13 protein-coding genes and 1 pseudogene are annotated in these 16,193 nt (G+C 71.8%); 9 read left to right on the forward strand and 5 right to left on the reverse strand.

Going from position 1 to position 16,193, the window contains the following annotated elements:
• Nucleotides 1-122: 122 nt before the first annotated feature.
• Genes Q8S40_RS03635 through mnhG form a run of 7 tightly spaced genes read left to right on the forward strand, consistent with a single transcriptional unit; the run spans nt 123 to nt 6,699 of the window.
• Nucleotides 123-602 carry a PTS sugar transporter subunit IIA gene (locus Q8S40_RS03635; protein WP_304810030.1) on the forward strand — a complete coding sequence of 160 codons (480 nt, stop codon included), beginning with the start codon at nt 123-125 and terminating at the stop codon, nt 600-602.
• Nucleotides 603-611: 9 nt separating this feature from the next.
• Nucleotides 612-3,596, forward strand: coding sequence for a monovalent cation/H+ antiporter subunit A (locus tag Q8S40_RS03640; protein ID WP_305669321.1), 2,985 nt, complete (start codon nt 612-614; stop codon nt 3,594-3,596).
• Nucleotides 3,596-3,940, forward strand: a complete 345-nt coding sequence (locus Q8S40_RS03645) for a Na+/H+ antiporter subunit C (RefSeq protein ID WP_304810027.1) — start codon at nt 3,596-3,598, stop codon at nt 3,938-3,940. The genes Q8S40_RS03640 and Q8S40_RS03645 overlap by 1 nt, the downstream gene beginning before the upstream one ends.
• Nucleotides 3,937-5,544 carry a monovalent cation/H+ antiporter subunit D gene (locus Q8S40_RS03650; RefSeq protein WP_304810024.1) on the forward strand — a complete coding sequence of 536 codons (1,608 nt, stop codon included), beginning with the start codon at nt 3,937-3,939 and terminating at the stop codon, nt 5,542-5,544. Before Q8S40_RS03645 ends, Q8S40_RS03650 begins: the two co-directional genes overlap by 4 nt.
• Nucleotides 5,541-6,059: a Na+/H+ antiporter subunit E gene (locus tag Q8S40_RS03655; protein ID WP_305669322.1), complete on the forward strand. Its 519-nt coding sequence runs from the start codon at nt 5,541-5,543 to the stop codon at nt 6,057-6,059. The genes Q8S40_RS03650 and Q8S40_RS03655 overlap by 4 nt, the downstream gene beginning before the upstream one ends.
• Nucleotides 6,056-6,337, forward strand: a complete 282-nt coding sequence (locus tag Q8S40_RS03660) for a K+/H+ antiporter subunit F (RefSeq protein WP_305669323.1) — start codon at nt 6,056-6,058, stop codon at nt 6,335-6,337. The genes Q8S40_RS03655 and Q8S40_RS03660 overlap by 4 nt, the downstream gene beginning before the upstream one ends.
• The gene (gene mnhG, locus Q8S40_RS03665; protein ID WP_305669324.1) at nt 6,337-6,699 is read left to right on the forward strand and encodes a monovalent cation/H(+) antiporter subunit G; all 363 of its coding nucleotides are present in this window, start codon (nt 6,337-6,339) and stop codon (nt 6,697-6,699) included. Before Q8S40_RS03660 ends, mnhG begins: the two co-directional genes overlap by 1 nt.
• A gap of 116 nt (nt 6,700-6,815) precedes the next feature.
• Here mnhG and Q8S40_RS03670 read toward each other — a convergent pair whose 3' ends face one another.
• Nucleotides 6,816-9,548: an HAD-IC family P-type ATPase gene (locus Q8S40_RS03670; protein ID WP_305669325.1), complete on the reverse strand. Its 2,733-nt coding sequence runs from the start codon at nt 9,546-9,548 to the stop codon at nt 6,816-6,818.
• Between the two features lie 94 nt (nt 9,549-9,642).
• Here Q8S40_RS03670 and Q8S40_RS03675 point away from each other — a divergent pair, with 94 nt between their 5' ends.
• On the forward strand, nt 9,643-11,919 hold the full coding sequence (locus Q8S40_RS03675; RefSeq protein ID WP_305669326.1) for a xanthine dehydrogenase family protein molybdopterin-binding subunit: 2,277 nt from the start codon (nt 9,643-9,645) through the stop codon (nt 11,917-11,919).
• 9 nt (nt 11,920-11,928) lie between these two features.
• On the opposite strand, the gene Q8S40_RS03680 is transcribed toward Q8S40_RS03675, so the two are convergent.
• The 3 genes from Q8S40_RS03680 to Q8S40_RS03690 form a co-directional block, all read right to left on the reverse strand.
• Entirely contained in the window at nt 11,929-12,612 is a 684-nt protein-coding gene (locus tag Q8S40_RS03680; RefSeq protein ID WP_305669327.1) for an endonuclease V, read from the reverse strand.
• Between the two features lie 48 nt (nt 12,613-12,660).
• On the reverse strand, nt 12,661-13,632 hold the full coding sequence (locus Q8S40_RS03685; protein WP_305669328.1) for a metal ABC transporter solute-binding protein, Zn/Mn family: 972 nt from the start codon (nt 13,630-13,632) through the stop codon (nt 12,661-12,663).
• A 98-nt stretch (nt 13,633-13,730) separates the two neighbouring features.
• Complete coding sequence (locus Q8S40_RS03690; protein ID WP_305669329.1) at nt 13,731-14,483, reverse strand: hypothetical protein; 753 nt, start codon at nt 14,481-14,483, stop codon at nt 13,731-13,733.
• 117 nt (nt 14,484-14,600) lie between these two features.
• On the opposite strand from Q8S40_RS03690, the gene pip reads away from it, so the two are divergent.
• Nucleotides 14,601-15,551: a prolyl aminopeptidase gene (gene pip, locus Q8S40_RS03695; RefSeq protein WP_305669330.1), complete on the forward strand. Its 951-nt coding sequence runs from the start codon at nt 14,601-14,603 to the stop codon at nt 15,549-15,551.
• A gap of 6 nt (nt 15,552-15,557) precedes the next feature.
• Here the strand turns inward: pip and Q8S40_RS03700 are convergent.
• Nucleotides 15,558-16,193 (reverse strand): annotated as a pseudogene (locus tag Q8S40_RS03700) (hypothetical protein); the annotation flags it as partial.

A 16,193-nucleotide genomic window follows, 5' to 3' on the forward strand; every position in this document is an offset into this window, starting at 1 on the left:
CCGGGCCCAGTCCCCGCGCGCCGTTGCGGTCGCGGAGGCTTGCGCGACGTTCCGGCTTGCGCGACCCGGGCCGGGTGCGCCATGGCAGGGCTGCGACGGCGCAGGACAGGAATTGGGGCAGGATGGTGACCACGCAGCAGATCTCGGCCGCCGACGTGCTGCTCGATCTGGACGCCGGCAGCAAGCGCCGGGTGCTGGAGGCGCTGTCCGCCGAGGCCGCCCGGCGCAGCGGCCGCCCGCCGGAAGACATCCTGGCCGCGTTGCAGGCGCGGGAGGCGCTGGGCTCCACCGCGCTCGGACGCGGCGTGGCGCTGCCGCATGCGCGGCTGGAGGGGGACCACCCCCCGCTGATGCTGTTCGCCCGCCTGGCCAGGCCCATCGACTACGAGGCGCGGGACGAGGAACCGGTGGACCTGGTGATCCTGGTGCTGTGGCCGGAAGCGGCGCCGGAGGGTTTCCTGCCCACCTTGGCCGCCACCTGCCGGCCGCTGCGCGCGCCTGCTGCCCTGCGCCGCCTGCGGGCCGCGACCTCGGCTGAGGAGGTGGTGGCGGTGCTGACGCGCTACGGCACGGCGGAAAGCGATTCCGAGGACGATCGGTGAGCTTCCGGCATGCCTGACGCCCTGCTTCTGGTCTCCCTGGTCGGCCTGCCCTTCGCGGCTGCCCTCATCGCGGGCCTGCTGCCCTCTGCCTCCCGCAACCTGGCGGCGGGGCTGGCGGGCGGCGTGTCGCTGGTGTGCCTGGCGCTGGTCTGGGCGGCCTATCCCACCGTCTCGGCGGGGGGCGTGCTGCGGGCGGAATTCGCCTGGATGCCCACGCTCGGCCTGAACATGGTGTTGCGGATCGACGGCTTCGCCTGGCTGTTCACCGGGCTGATCAGCGGCATCGGCGCGCTGGTGGTGCTGTATGCGCGCTACTACATGTCGGCCGAGGACCCGGTGCCGCGCTTCTTCTCCTTCCTGCTCGCCTTCATGGGGGCGATGACGGGGGTGGTGATCTCGGGCAACCTGATCCAGCTCGCCTTCTTCTGGGAGCTGACCAGCCTCTTTTCCTTCCTGCTGATCGGCTATTGGCACCATAGCGCCGCGGCGCGGGATGGCGCGCGCATGGCGCTGACCATCACGGCCACCGGCGGCCTCGCGCTGTTCGGCGGCGTGCTGGTGCTGGGCCACATCGTCGGCAGCTACGACCTGGATGTGGTGCTGGCCTCCGGCGATCTGATCCGGGAGCATCCGCTGTACCTGGTCGCGCTGGTGCTGGTACTGCTCGGCGCGCTGACCAAAAGCGCGCAGTTCCCGTTCCATTTCTGGCTGCCGCACGCCATGGCGGCGCCGACGCCGGTTTCCGCCTATCTGCATTCGGCAACCCTGGTGAAGGCCGGCGTCTTCCTGATGGCGCGGCTCTGGCCGGTGCTGTCGGGGACCGATGAATGGTTCCTGCTGGTCGGCGGCGCCGGGCTGATCACCATGCTGATGGCCGCCTACATCGCCATCTTCCAGAACGACCTGAAGGGCCTGCTGGCCTATTCCACCATCAGCCATCTCGGGCTGATCACGCTGCTGCTGGGCCTGAACAGCGAATTGGCGCTGGTCGCCGCCGTGTTCCACATCATGAACCATGCGGCCTTCAAGGCCTCCCTGTTCATGGCGGCCGGCATCATCGACCATGAGACCGGCACGCGTGACATCCGCCGCCTGTCCGGCCTCAACCGTTCCATGCCCTTCACCGCCAGACTGGCGCTGGTGGCCGCCGCGGCGATGGCCGGCGTGCCGCTGCTGAACGGCTTCCTGTCCAAGGAGATGTTCTTCGCCGAGGCGCTGACGGCGGAGACGCAGATGCACGGGCTGCTCAACATCCTGCCCTTCGCCGCGATGCTGGCGAGCGCCTTCGCGGTCGCTTATTCGCTGCGCTTCATCCATGGCGCGTTCTTCGGCCCGGACCCTGTGGACCTGCCGCGCAAGCCGCATGAGCCGGAAACCTGGATGCGCTTCCCGGTCGAGATCCTGGTGCTGACCTGCATCGTGGTGGGTATCCTGCCGGCCGCGACGGTCGGGCCGTTCCTGGCGGTGGCCGTGCAATCCGTGCTGGGCGAAAACGTGCCCTATTACAGCCTGGCCGTCTGGCACGGCTTCAACCTGCCGCTGCTGATGAGCGTGGTGGCGCTGGCGCTGGGTGTCGCGCTGTACATGCTGCTGGCCACCCGGTTGCGGCGGGGGCTCGACTGGCCGCCGCTGTTCCGCGGGCTGGAGGCGCGGCGGATCTTCGACCGGGTGATGGTCTTCCTGTCCTGGCGCATGGCACGGCGGCTGGAGCTGATCTTCGGCACGAGGCGACTGCAACCGCAGCTCCGGCTGATCGTCGGCGCTGGCATCATCGCTGGCGCCGCGGCGATCTGGGCGGGCGGCATCGGGCCGGGCAATCTGGGCGCCAGCCCGGTGGACCCGGTGCTGGCGCTGGTCTGGGTGGTGGGCGCGGCGTGTGCCATCGGCGCCGCCTGGCAGGCCAAGTTCCACCGGCTGGCGGCGCTGATCCTGCTCGGCGGGGCCGGGCTGGTGGTCTGCGTCACCTTCGTCTGGTTCTCCGCCCCCGACCTCGCGCTCACGCAATTGACGGTGGAGGTGGTGACCACGGTGCTGCTGCTGCTCGGCCTGCGCTGGCTGCCGAAGCGCCTGCCGGATGCCAAGGGGGTGGCGGGCGGCGTGGAAGGCGGGACGGAGGTGATGACCCTCGGCCGCCGCATCCGCGACCTGGCGCTTGCGGTGGGGGCCGGCGGCGGGCTGGCGGCGCTGTCCTACGCCGTGATGGTCCGCACGCCGCCCGACCTGCTGGCGCTGGATTTCCTGGCGCGGGCCTATTCGGAGGGCGGCGGCACCAATGCGGTGAATGTCATCCTGGTGGATTTCCGCGGCTTCGACACGCTGGGCGAAATCTTCGTGGTCGCCGCCGTGGCGCTGACCACCTTCGCCCTGCTGCGCCGCTTCCGCCCGGCGGCGGATAGCGTGGAGGTGCCGGAACAACAGCGCGACCAGGGCGATGGCGCCGCGGGCGCCGTGATGACCGGCAACGGGGAGTGGCGACCGGGGTCCGATTGGCTGCTGCTGCCCTTCACGCTGACCCGGCTGCTGTTTCCAGTGATGCTGGTGGTCGCCGTGTTCCTGCTGCTGCGCGGGCATGATCTGGCGGGCGGCGGCTTCGCAGCCGGCATGGTCGTGGCGATCGCCATCATCCTGCAATACATGATCGGCGGCACGGATTGGACCGAGGACCGGCTGCGGCTACGGCCGCCGCTGTGGCTTGGCGGCGGGTTGCTGATTGCGGCGGGAACGGGGCTGGGCGCCTGGCTGTTCGGGCGGCCCTTCATGACCTCCTACTTCGCCTATGCCGAACTGCCGCTGATCGGCCAGGTGCCGACCGCGAGCGCGCTGATCTTCGATATCGGCGTGTTCATGCTGGTGGTGGGGGCGACGCTGCTGATGCTGGTGGCGCTGGCGCACCAATCCGTGCGCGCGCATCGCGCGGCGCCGCCGCGCGAGAAGCCGCCGGCCATGGCGCGGCGAGACCCGGCGCCGGTGGCGGCCGCGGCGGGAGAGGGCTGATGGAACTGATCCTGTCGCTGGGCATCGGCGTGCTGACCGGTTCGGGTGTGTGGCTGCTGCTGCGGCCGCGCACCTTTCAGGTCATCATCGGGCTGTGCCTGCTGTCCTACGCCGTGAACCTGTTCATCTTCTCCACCGGCGGGCTGCGCACCGGCGCCGCCGCCATCCTGCAACGTGGCGAGGCCGGCACGCTGGCGAATTACGCGGACCCGCTGCCGCAGGCGCTGACGCTGACCGCCATCGTCATCAGCTTCGCCACCACGGCGCTGCTGCTGGTGGTGCTGCTCGCCTCCCGCGGCCTGACCGGCACGGACCATGTCGATGGCCGGGAGCGTGACCGGTGATCGGCTGGATGGACCATCTGGTGATCGCGCCGATCGTGGTGCCGATGCTGGCCGGGGCTGCGATGATCCTGGCCGGGGACCGCCGGCGGCGGCTGGTGGTGGGCATTGGCGGCGTTTCCCTGGCGCTGATCATGGCGCTGGCCATCGCGCTGCTGCTGCGGGCCCAGGTGCCGGAGGTTCGCATCTACCGGCTGGGCGACTGGCCCACGCTGTTCGGCATCGTGCTGGTGACGGACCGGCTTTCGGCGCTGATGCTGGTGCTGACCGCCTGCCTGGGGCTGGCCGCCTTCCTGTTCTCGCTAGCAAAATGGCAGCGCGCCGGGGTGTATTTCCACCCGCTGTTCCAGTTCCAGCTGATGGGGCTGAACGGCGCCTTCCTGACCGGCGACCTGTTCAACCTTTTCGTCTTCTTCGAGGTGATGCTGGCGGCCTCCTACGGCATGGCGCTGCATGGCTCGGGCGTCGCGCGGGTGCGGGCGGGGCTGCACTACCTGACCATCAACCTCGTCGCATCGCTGCTGTTCCTGGTCGGTGTCTCCGTCGTCTATGGCATTGCCGGCACGCTCAACATGGCGGACCTCGCCGCGCGCATCCCGCTGGTGGCGGTGGAGGATCGCGGGCTGGTGGAGGCCGGGCTTGCCGTGATGGGGGTCGCCTTCCTCATCAAGGCGGCGATGTGGCCGCTCGGCTTCTGGCTGCCCGGCACCTATGCCGCCGCGGCCGCGCCGGCGGCGGCGATCCTGTCCATCCTCAGCAAGGTCGGCATCTACGCCATCCTGCGCGTCTGGCTGCTGCTGTTCGGGCCGGAAGCCGGGGCCTCGGCCGGCTTCGGCGCGGATTGGCTGCTGGTGGGCGGGCTGCTGACCATCGCCTTCGGCGGCATCGCCGTGCTGGCGACGCAGGATCTGCCGCGGCTGGCCGGCGCCAGCGTGCTGGTCTCCTCCGGCACGCTGCTGGCCGCCATCGGCACCGGACAGGCGGCGGTGACGGGCGGTGCCCTGTATTACCTGGCCGGCTCGGTGCTCGCGATCGGCGCGCTGTTCCTGCTGATCGAGCTGGCGGAGCGCGCGCGGGAGGTTGGCGCCGATGTGCTGGCCGTGACGCGGGAGGCGATGGGCCCCGGCGAGGAGGAGGAGGAGGCGGAGGCGGAGGAAACCGGCGTCGCCATCCCCGGCATCCTGGCGATCCTGGGCCTGAGCTTCATGGCCTGCGCGCTGCTGCTGGCCGGGCTGCCGCCGCTATCCGGCTTCCTGGCAAAATTCGCCATCCTGTCGCCGCTGCTCGGCACCGCGCCGGCGCCGATCCCGACCACGACCTGGCTCCTGATGGTGGCGCTGATCCTGTCCGGCCTGGCGACGCTGATCGCCATGGCACGGGCGGGCATCGCGGTGTTCTGGGTGGGCCAGGCCAGCCGGGTGCCGCGGGTGCGGGTGGTGGAACTGGCGCCCGTGCTGCTGTTGCTGGCGCTGAGCGGGGCGCTGACCCTGGGGGGCGGGCCGGCGCTGGCCTATATGCAGGCGACGGCGGACCAGCTGCACGCGCCGGGCGATTATCTGCGTGCCGTGCTGGGCGCGCGGGCCGTGCTGACGGGGGGCACGCCATGAGGCGCCTGCTGCCCTACCCGCTGCTGGCCGCGGCCCTGCTGCTGCTGTGGCTGCTGCTGCAGGAAAGCCTCTCGCCGGCCGCCTTCGTGCTCGGCTCCGTGCTGGCGGTGGCGTGCGGCTTCGTGTTCGTGGCGCTGCGGCTGCCGCGATCGGGCTCGCGTACGCTGGCGATGCGCTTCGCGCCCGGGCGGCTGATGGCGCTGGCCGCGCTGCTGCGGGATGTGGCGGTGGAGGTGCTGCGCTCCAACAACGCGGTGGCGCGCATCATCCTGCAACTGCCCGGCGCGCGCAGCGGACGGTCCGGCTTCGTGGTGATCCCGCTGGATATGCGCGACCCCTACGGCCTGGCGGCGCTGGCCTGCATCCTGACGGCAACCCCCGGCACGGTCTGGGTGGACTACAACGCCGCCCGCGGCACCATGCTGCTGCATGTGCTGGACATGATCGACGAGGAACAGTGGGTTCGCATCGTCAAGGACAAGTGGGAGCGTCAATTGATGAACCTGTTCGAATGAGCGCGACCCTGCTGGGCTGGGCGGTGCTGGCGGCGCAGATCATGCTGGCCGCGGCCATGGCCTGCCCGCTGTGGCGCGTGCTGCGCGGGCCGCGGGCGCAGGACCGGGTGCTGGCGCTGGACACGCTGTATGTGATCTCCGCCATGCTGCTGCTGGTCTTCGGCATCCGCACCGGCAGCACCCATTACTTCGAGGCGGCGCTGCTCATCACCCTGCTCGGCTTCGTCGCCACCGCGGCGCTGGCAAAGTTCCTGATGCGGGGCGAGGTGATCGAATGATGGCGGCCGCCGACCTGCCGCTCTGGGCGGCCGTGCCGGTCGCGCTGCTGCTGCTGCTGGGGTCCGGCCTGGCGCTGATCGGCTCCATCGGCCTGATGCGCCTGGGCGGGTTCTATGACCGGGTGCACGCCCCGGCCGTGGTCAGCACGCTGGGCATCGGCAGCGTCCTGCTGGGCTCGATGCTGTATTTCTCCGTGCTGCAGACACGCTTCGTGCTGCATGAGATCCTGATCGGCGCCTTCGTCGTGCTGACCACGCCCGTCACGCTGATGCTGCTGACCCGCGCCGCGCTGTACCGCGACCGGCGCGACGGCAGCGACGAGGTGCCGCCCCTGCCGGATCCTCCGCCGCGGGATGAGTGATAGCGGATCTCGCCGACCGCGGCCTACACCTGCCTGCGGCGTGACTGGGGCCTGCCTGCGGCATGACTGGGGAAGGATCGGCCACGATCCGCCGGGCATGGCATCGGCCGCCGCGCTCAACCGCCCGTCAGCCGCAGCCGCAGGCGCTTCTCCGCCTCCACCACCAGCAGCAGCACAACACCGGTGCCCAGCACCAGCGCCGATTCCGTGACGCCCAGCGCCGTGCTCTGGAAGGCATTCTGCAGCCAGGGCAGATAGGTGAAGGCCAGCTGGGCCAGCACGATGGTCGAAAGCCCCATCAGCACCGGCGGCGTGCCCAGCACGCCGCGCCAGGTCAGCGAGGTGCCATGCACGTAGCGGACGCTGAACAGATACGCGATGCCCATCACCACGATGGCGTTCACCACCATGGTCCGCGCCGTCTCGATCGGCAGGTCCCGGCTTTCGGCCCAGAAGAACACGCCGAAGGCGCCGCAGGCCATCAGGACCGAGGTGAGGATGATCTGCCAGACCAGCACCCGCGTCAGCAACGGCTCCCCGCGCGGCCGTGGCGGGCGGGCCATGGTGCCCGGCTCGGTCGGCTCGAAGGCCAGCACGGTGCCGAGTGCGACGCTGGAGACCATGTTCACCCACAGGATCTGCACCGGCGTGATCGGCAGCACCATGCCCGCGAGGATCGCCGCGATGATGGTCAGCGCCTGCCCGCCATTGGTCGGCAGCGTCCAGCCGATGACCTTGCGGATGTTGTCATAGACCGTGCGGCCTTCACGCACCGCATGGACGATGGAGGCGAAATTGTCGTCGGCCAGCACCATGTCCGCCGCCTGCTTCGCGGCCTCCGTGCCCTTGGCGCCCATGGCGACGCCGACATCGGCGCGCTTCAGCGCCGGCGCGTCGTTCACGCCATCCCCGGTCATCGCCACGGTATGGCCCTCGGCCTGCAGCGCCATCACCAGGCGCAGCTTGTGTTCCGGCGTGGTCCTGGCGAAGACCGTGACATGGCCCACGGCGCGGCGCAGCGCGGCCTCGTCCAGCGCCTCCACCTCCGCCCCGGTCAGCACTTCCGGCGCCTCGTCCAGGCCGAGCTGGCGGGCGATCTCACGCGCGGTGGCGGCATGGTCGCCGGTGATCATCACCACGCGGATGCCGGCGGCGCGTGCATCGCGCACCGCCGCCATCGCCTCCGGCCGCGGCGGGTCGATGAAGCCGATCAGGCCGAGCAGCCGCGGGCCGCCGGCCAGCGTCTCGGCCGAAAGCTGCACGGCGCCGGCGGGGGCGGCCAGGGCGGCGAAGCCCAGCACGCGCTGGCCTTCCGCCGCCAGCGCCTCGGCCTGCGACGCCCAGGCGGCGCGGTCGAAATCCGGCGCATCGGCGCATAGTTCGAGAATGCGCTCCGGCGCGCCCTTCAGCAGGATGAGGTCGCCGCCATCCGGGTCCGGGTGCAGCGTCGCCATGTAGCGGTGCTGGCTGTCGAACGGAATTTCGTCCCGGCGCGGGCTGTTGCTGCGCTCGGCCTCGGCGTCGAGGCCCGCCTTGCGCGCCAGCACCACCAGGGCGCCTTCCATCGGGTCGCCCTCCACCCGCCAGGCGCCCTCGACCTCGCGCAGCTCGGCATCGTTGCACAGCAGCGCGGCGCGCAGCAGGTCGCGCAGCGCGGGGTCCGAATCATGCCGCAGGCTTGCGCCATCGCGCAGGATGTCGCCGCCCGGCTCGTAGCCGACGCCGGTGACGGCGAGCGCGCCGCCCGGCAGCAGCAGCGTCGTCGCCACCATCTCGTTGCGCGTCAGCGTGCCGGTCTTGTCGGTGCAGATCACGCCCACGGCACCGAGGGTTTCCACCGCCGGAAGCTGCCGGATGATGGCCCGGCGGCCGGCCATGCGCTGCACGCCGATCGCCAGCGTGATGGTCATGATGGCCGGCAGGCCTTCCGGAATGGCGGAGACCGCCATGCCGACCACGGCCATGAAGGCCTCCGTCGCCGGTTGCCCGCGCAGCAGCGTGGCGAAGCCGAACAGCAGCGCCGCGGCGGCCAGGACGGCGCCGGAGACCTGGCGCGCGAAACGCGCCATCTGCCGCAGCAGCGGCGTCTGCAACTGGTCCACCGCGCCCAGCATCGTGCTGATGCGGCCGAGTTCCGTCGCCGCGCCGGTCGCCACCGCCACGCCCGCGCCGCTGCCGGCGGCCACCAGCGTGCCGGACCAGGCCATGGAACTGCGTTCGGCCAGTGCGGCGGAGGCCGGCGCGGCCTCGACACCCTTTTCCACCGGGACGGATTCGCCGGTCAGCGCGGCTTCCTCGATCCGCAGGCTGCGGGCGCGCAGCAGGCGGAGGTCGGCCGGCACGCGGTCCCCGGCCTCCAGCAGCACGATGTCGCCGGGCACGATCTCCATTGCCGGCACGCGCTGCCGGCGGCCATCGCGCTGGACCATGGCGCTGGGGTCGATCATGCCGCGAATGGCATCCATCGCGCGGGCCGCCTTGCCCTCCTGCACGAAGCCGATCATCGCGTTCAGCACGACGACGGCCAGGATGACGGCGGCATCCAGCGCGTGCCCCAGCGCCAGGGACAGCGCGGCGGCGGCCAGCAGCACATAGATCAGCACGTCGTGGAACTGCCGTAGGAAGCGCAGCAGCGGGCCGGGGCCCTTGGCTTCCGGCAGCCGGTTCGGGCCGTACCGTTCCAGCCGCGCCGCGGCCTCCGCCGCCTTCAGGCCTTCGGCATCGGTCTCCAGCGCAGCGAGCACGGATTCGGGCGCCGCGGCGTGCGGCTGGTCTCCGGAAGGTGCGGGGGGCGTGGTGGCGGCCAAAGGGTGACGCTCCTCGAACTCTGGACGGCGAACGGATCGCATGATGCGGCCTGCACCGCCAGCGCCACCGGATCCATGTCGCCGGCGGCGGCGGGGGCTTCTTGCCGCCGCGGGTGCCGCGCCATAAGCTTTGCACATGGCGTTCGATGTTCTTCCCGGCCTCGGCCAACCGCTGCGCCGGCTGGAGGATCCGCGGCTGCTGACCGGCGGCGGGCGCTTCACCACGGATATCGCCGCCCCCAGCGCGCTGCATGCCGTGTTCGTGCGATCCCCACACGCGCATGCGCGCATCCTCGGCGTGCAGGCCGCCGCCGCGCGGGCGCTGCCGGGCGTGGTGGCGGTGTTCACGGCCGCCGAGGTGGCCGGCCTCGGCCACAACCCCGCGGTAACGGAAATCCGCGACACCGCCGGCACCCGCCATATCGAGCCGCCGCGCCTGCCCATTCCGGCGGATCGCGTGCGCCATGTGGGTGAGATCGTCGCCATGGTGGTGGCCGAGTCCGCCCATGCGGCACGTGATGGGGCGGAGGCGGTGATGGTCGATTACGACCCGCTGCCCGCCGTGGTGCGCGGCGATGATGCGCTGGCCCCCGGCGCGCCGCTGCTGCATGCGGCGGCGCCGGGCAATCTGTGCTGCGACTGGCAGAAGGGCGATGCGGATGCCGTGGCGGCCGCCTTCGCCGGCGCGGCGCAGGTGGCCCGCGTGACCTACCGGTCGCCGCGCATCCTGGCCGGCTATCTGGAAACCCGTGCCGCCCTGGCGCAGTGGCAGGATGGGCGCGTCACGCTGACCACGCCATCGCAGGGCGTGCATCTGCTGCATCGCATGCTGTGCGACCACATCCTTCACTGGCCGCGGGAGAGGCTGCGCGTGGTGACGCCGGATGTCGGCGGCGGCTTCGGCCCGAAGCTGCCGCCCTATCCGGAACAGGCGCTGGCCTGCTTCGCCGCCTGGGACCTGCGCCGCGACGTGCGCTGGGTGCAAGACCGCAGCGAGCACCATCTGGCGGATACCCATGCGCGGGACCTGGTGGCGGAAGCCTCCCTGGCATTGGATGCCGAAGGCCGCTTTCTGGCGGTGCGGGTGGAGGGCGTGGCGAATTTCGGCGCCTATGTCTCCACCGTGAACCCCACCATCCCGACCGGCGGCATGGCGAAGGTGCTCGGCGGGCTTTACGACATTCCCGCCATGCACATCGCCCTGCGCTGCGCCTTCAGCAACACCGCCCCGGTGGATGCGGTGCGTGGCGCCGGCAAGCCGGAGGCACTGTTGCTGCTGGAGCGCGTGGTGGATGTGGCGGCGCGCGAATCCGGGCGCGACCCGGTGGCGCTGCGCCGGCTGAACCTGCTGCCGCGCGGCGCCTACCCGTATCGCACCGCGCTCGGCTATCGCTACGACAGCGGCGACCCGGCTTCGCTGCTGGATGCCGTGCTGGCATTGGGCGATGCGCCCGGCTTCGCGGCGCGGCGTGCGGATTCCGCCGCGCGCGGGCTGCGCCGGGGGCGCGGCGTGGCCTGCCATCTGCATGGCTCGGGCGGCTGGGGCGATGAGACCTCCCTCGTCGAGGTGCAGGCCGATGGCCGCATCACCGCGCGCACCGGCACGCAGAGCCAGGGGCAGGGCCATGCCACGGCCTATGCCCAGCTCCTCGCCGCCGCCTTCGGCGTGCCAGCCACGCAGATCGAGATCATCCAGGGCGACAGCGACCGCATTCCGCGCGGCGGCGGCACCGGCGGGTCCTCCTCCACCATCATCTCCGGCACCACCTTTGCCAGTGCCGCGCAGGCGGCGATCGAGAGCGGCCTGCCGATGGCGGCGGAGATGCTGGAAGCCGCGGTGGTCGACGTTGCCTGGCACAACGGCGCCTATGAAATCGCCGGCACCGATCGACGCGTGACACTGACCCAGGTCGCCGCGCGCCAGGGCGGGCTGCGCGGCCAGGCGGATTTCGCCGAGACGGTGGAAACCTGGCCCGCCGGCATCGCGATCTGCGAGGTGGAGGTGGACCCGGAGACCGGCCAGGTGGTGCTGGACCGCTTCGCCGCCGCCATCGATGCCGGCACTGTGGTCAACCCGGTGCTGCTGGCCGGCCAGTTGCAGGGCGGCTGGGCCGCCGGCATCGGCCAGGCGCTGTCGGAGGATGCGGTGTATGACGCCGACGGCCAGATGCTGGCCGCGACGCTGATGGACTACGCCATGCCGCGCGCGGCGGAACTGCCGGATTTCCGGCATGCGGTGCTGCCGGTGCCCTCGCCCAATAACAGCCTCGGCATCAAGGGCGTCGGCGAATTGCCGACCAATGGCGCCCCGGCGGCGCTGGCCAATGCGGTGGCGGATGCCTTGGATGGCGCGCATGTGGAACTGCCGATGACGCCGCAGCGCGTCTGGCGGGCGCTGCATCCGGCTTCCTGAGACGGCACGTCAGGGCGGATCGTGCCCCAGGCGGACCCGCGTTGCCGCGGCATGCGCCAGCCGCGTCGGCTCCGGCAAACGCCGGCCACGGCCGAGCGCCACCACCCAGGCCAGCGCGGTGGGCAGCGAGACGCGATGGCCGATGGAGACATAGACCGGGTTGGCACCGCGCCGGGTCCGCAGCGCGATGCCGATGATGCGCCCCTGCCAGACCAGCGGCGCCTGCGCGCCCGCCATATCGGGCAGGTCGCCCTGCACCGTGCCGACGAGGATGGATTTCGCCACGCCGATGGTCGGCACATCCAGTGTCACGCCCAGCAGGCAGGCGACGCCAAGGCTGCGCGGATGCGCCAGGCCATGCCCATCCACCAGGATCAGGTCCGGCCGCCGGGGCAGCTTCGCGAAAGCCTCGGCCAGCGGCGGCACTTCGCGGAAGCCGAGCAGCCCCGGCACATAGGGCAGGCCGCCGCTGCGCGTGGCGCCGGCCTCCCCGAGCGCGGCTAGGTTTTCCGCATCCAGCGCGACCATGGCGGCATGGACCGTGCGCGTCGGGTCGAAGCGCAGCGTACTGGCATCCGCCCCGGCCACCACGCGGACCGGCCCGATTTCGTCCTGCGGCACCACGCGGGCGGCGAGTTCGGGTTGCAGCAGGCGGGCGGCGGCGGCGGTGGCGGGAAAGTCGGCCAGATGCATGGGTGGCAATCTGGCAGGCGGCCCCGATGGGCGATAGGCGCCCTGGCCCTAGCTCGCCTGGCCGCGCATCGCTGGCACCAGCATGCCGACATTGTGCCGGAACATCGCCTCATAGCTCGGCGCCGGTCCCGAGGGCTCCGACAGCGCATCGGCGTAGAGCTTGCCCTGCACGCTCACCCCCGCTTCCCGCGCCAGGCGTTCCAGGGTGGCGGGGTTGCCCATGTTCTCCAGGAAGACGGCGGTGATGGATTCGGCGCGGATCTGGCGGATCAGCCGGGCGACCTCGGCGGCGCTGGGCTCGGCCTCGGTCGAGATGCCCTGCGGTGCGAGGAAGGTGATGCCATAGGCGGCGCCGAAATAGCCGAAGGCGTCGTGGCTGGTCACCACCTTGCGGCGGGCTTCCGGCACGGCGGCGATCTCGGTGCGGACCCAGGCATCCAGCGCCTCCAGCCGCGCGACATAGGCGGCGGCGCGGCTTTCGATCTGGGCGGCCTGGGCGGGCAGGGCGGCTTTCAGGGCGGTGGCGATGTTGCGCGCATACTGGATGCCGAAGCGCAGATCCTGCCAGGCATGCGGGTCCGGCACCTGGCGCGCGGTGCCGTGGCGATGGCCGTGGGAATGCCCGTGGCCATGCGAATGCCCATCCATCTGCAGCGGGGTGATGCCATCGGTGGCGGTGGCGACCGGGCCGCGATAGCCGGCTGCGCGGATCATCCGGTCGATCCAGCTGTCGAAGCCCAGCCCGTTGCGGACCACCAGCGCCGCGCCGCGCAGCGCCTGCGCGTCCGATGGCCGGGGTGCGAAGCTGTGCGCATCCACATTCGGCCCGGCCAGCGTCCGCAGCCGCACCGCATCACCGGCGATCTCGTCCACCATGTCGCCAAGGATGGAGAAGGAGGCAACGACCAGCGGCGGCGTCGCTTGGGCCCCGGTCGCTTGGGCCCCCGTTGCTTGGGCCCGCGTCGTTGCGGGGGCCGCCAGCAGCAGGGCGGGCAGGGAAAGAAGGGTGCGCCGGAGCATGGTGACGCTCATCCTTGCAATGTTATATTATAGCTTTATGCGGGCAGCCGCCTGGCGGCAAGTGCCAAGCGCGTGCGCCGGTCTTCCCGAAGATGCGGTCAGCCCCAGCCCAGCCAGCGGCGCAGCCGCACCCAAAGCCCCTCGCCGCGCGCCTCGATCCGCTGATGCGTCACATGCGGGCGGCGGGAGGGCGGCGGCAGGGCGGAGGCCACGGTGTGCCGCCCGGCATCCTGTGCCTGGATCAGCCGCCGCTCCAGCGCCACCACCTGCGCCACCGCCTCCGGCGGTTCGGTCAGCGCCAGCGCCTCGGCGGTCGCGCCGGCATCACCCCAGGCTTCGGCCCGGCGCAGCGCATCGATCACCCGCACGGTCTGTTCGGAATCGAGCGGCGGGCCGCTACGCCACAGCGCCACGGCATCCAGCCGCCAGGCGCGGGCGAATTCCCCCCGGCCAAGGTCATCCGCCACCCAGGCGGCATGCAGCGTGGCCTCGGCGGAGGCGTGCAGCGCGCCGGTTTCCTCCAGCACCAGCGCCCAGGCCAGGAAGCGCCGCGCCAGGGGTGGCGTGCCGGATTCCGCCAGCAGGGCGCGGAAGGGCGCCGCGCGCACCGCCTCCGCCGCCGCCGGATGGGCGCGGGTGATGTCGGGCGCGGCATAGCCACAGCCCGGGCATTGCTGCAGCCAGCGCGCCATGGTGGAGCGCACAGGCTCCCCCGGACGCAGATCAAGATCCGGGGCCTGTTCGGGCGGTGCCGGGCGGAAAGCGGGGTGCCGGCTTTCGGTTCCACAGACCCCGCAGCGCAGGGCGCCGGCGGTGGCGGAACGGGAGCCGGCCGAGGGGGTCTCGGCCATACCCCCAAACTAGGCACGAATGGGGCGCGGGCGAAGGGTCACTTTGTGGGAATCGGCATCAGGCTGCGTAACAAGGCTTCTGGACTCGGGGCGGCCACGCCCCTTAAAGGGGCCAGCATGCCCCGCGGCGACCTCTATCCCGATATCGCCCCCTTCGAGACCGGCCTGCTGCCGCTTTCGGCGGGCCACGTCATGTATTGGGAACAGGTGGGCAATCCGCGCGGCCAGCCGGCGCTGTTCCTGCATGGGGGCCCAGGCGCCGGCGCCGGGGCGATCCATCGCCGCTTCTTCGACCCGCAGCATTGGCGCGTGGTGATCTTCGACCAGCGCGGCGCCGGCCGGTCCCGCCCGCTGGGCGACCTGCGGGAGAATACGACCCCGCATCTGGTGGCGGATATCGAGGCGCTGCGCCGCTTCCTCGGTATTGAGAAATGGTTGCTGTTCGGCGGGTCCTGGGGCAGCACCCTGGCGCTGGCCTATGCCCAGGTGCATCCGGACCGGGTGACGGGCTGCGTGCTGCGCGGCGTGTTTCTCGGCCGGGCGGCGGAGGTGGAATGGTTTCTCTACGGCCTGCGCCGGGTCTTCCCCGATGCCTGGGCGGCGTTTGCCGAACATGTGGCACCGGAGGAACGCAGCGACCTGCTGAGCGCCTACCTCAAGCGCTTGTGCGACCCGGACCCGCTGGTGCACGGCCCGGCGGCGCGCGCCTGGAGCCAGTATGAAGGCTCCTGCTCCACCCTGATGCCGAGCCCGGAGACGGTGGCGAGCTTCGCGCAGGACCGCAGCGCGCTGGGGCTGGCGCGGATCGAGGCGCATTATTTCCGCCACGACCTGTTCCTGCCGCCCGAGGGGCTGCTGGGCAACATGGACCGCATCGCCCACATTCCCGCTGAGATCGTGCAGGGCCGCTACGACATGGTCTGCCCCTGCGACAGCGCCTTCGATCTGGCCGCCGCCTGGGCGCGGGCGCGGCTGACGGTGATCCCGGATGCCGGGCATTCGGCGCTGGAGCCGGGGGTGCGTACGGCGCTGGTGGCGGCGGTGGAGCGGTTCCGGCGGCGGGGCTGACCGCCCTCATTGCGCCAGCCGCAACACATCGATCTTCACCAGCCAGGCCAGCGTGCGAAAGCACCGCACGGCCTGGGCCGGCGGCAGGGCCGCCACCAGCGTGCCGGCCTGGGCCGGGCCGGCCTCCAGCCCCGCCAGCATCAGCTCGAACGCCTCCGCCCCCGGCAGCAGGTCCGGTCGCGCCGCACCGCCCGGGATGGCGGCGATCGCGCGCAGCCGCGCCAGCGCGGCTGCCGCATCGGCCAGCCCGGGCGCCAGGCAGAGCCGCGTTTCGGGCGTCAGGCGGCGGGTCGGAAAATCCGCGAACAGGCGGCTGGGGTCGGGGCGTCGCGGCACCAACTCCTCGCCGCGCAACGGGGCGGCCCGCTCGCCGCGCCCTGCCGCGCGCATCGCGGCCAGTTCCGCCCATAACGCCCGGTACTGGCCGATCACGACGGACCAGTCATAGATCGTCCGCGCGCGGCCCCCCGCCGCGGCGGAGAGACGGGCGCGCAGCCCGGCATCGCCGATCAGCGCGGCGAAGGCGGCCCCCGCCGCGGCCACATCCACCGCGGTGAACTGCGCGGCACCGGCGATGTAATGGTCGTAGCTGTCCTGCCCGGATTCATGCCGCGCCGCCAGATCTGCCATCGGTCCGGCCAT

It is taken from the genome of Falsiroseomonas sp. (genome assembly GCF_030695085.1).
GTDB lineage: Bacteria > Pseudomonadota > Alphaproteobacteria > Acetobacterales > Acetobacteraceae > Falsiroseomonas.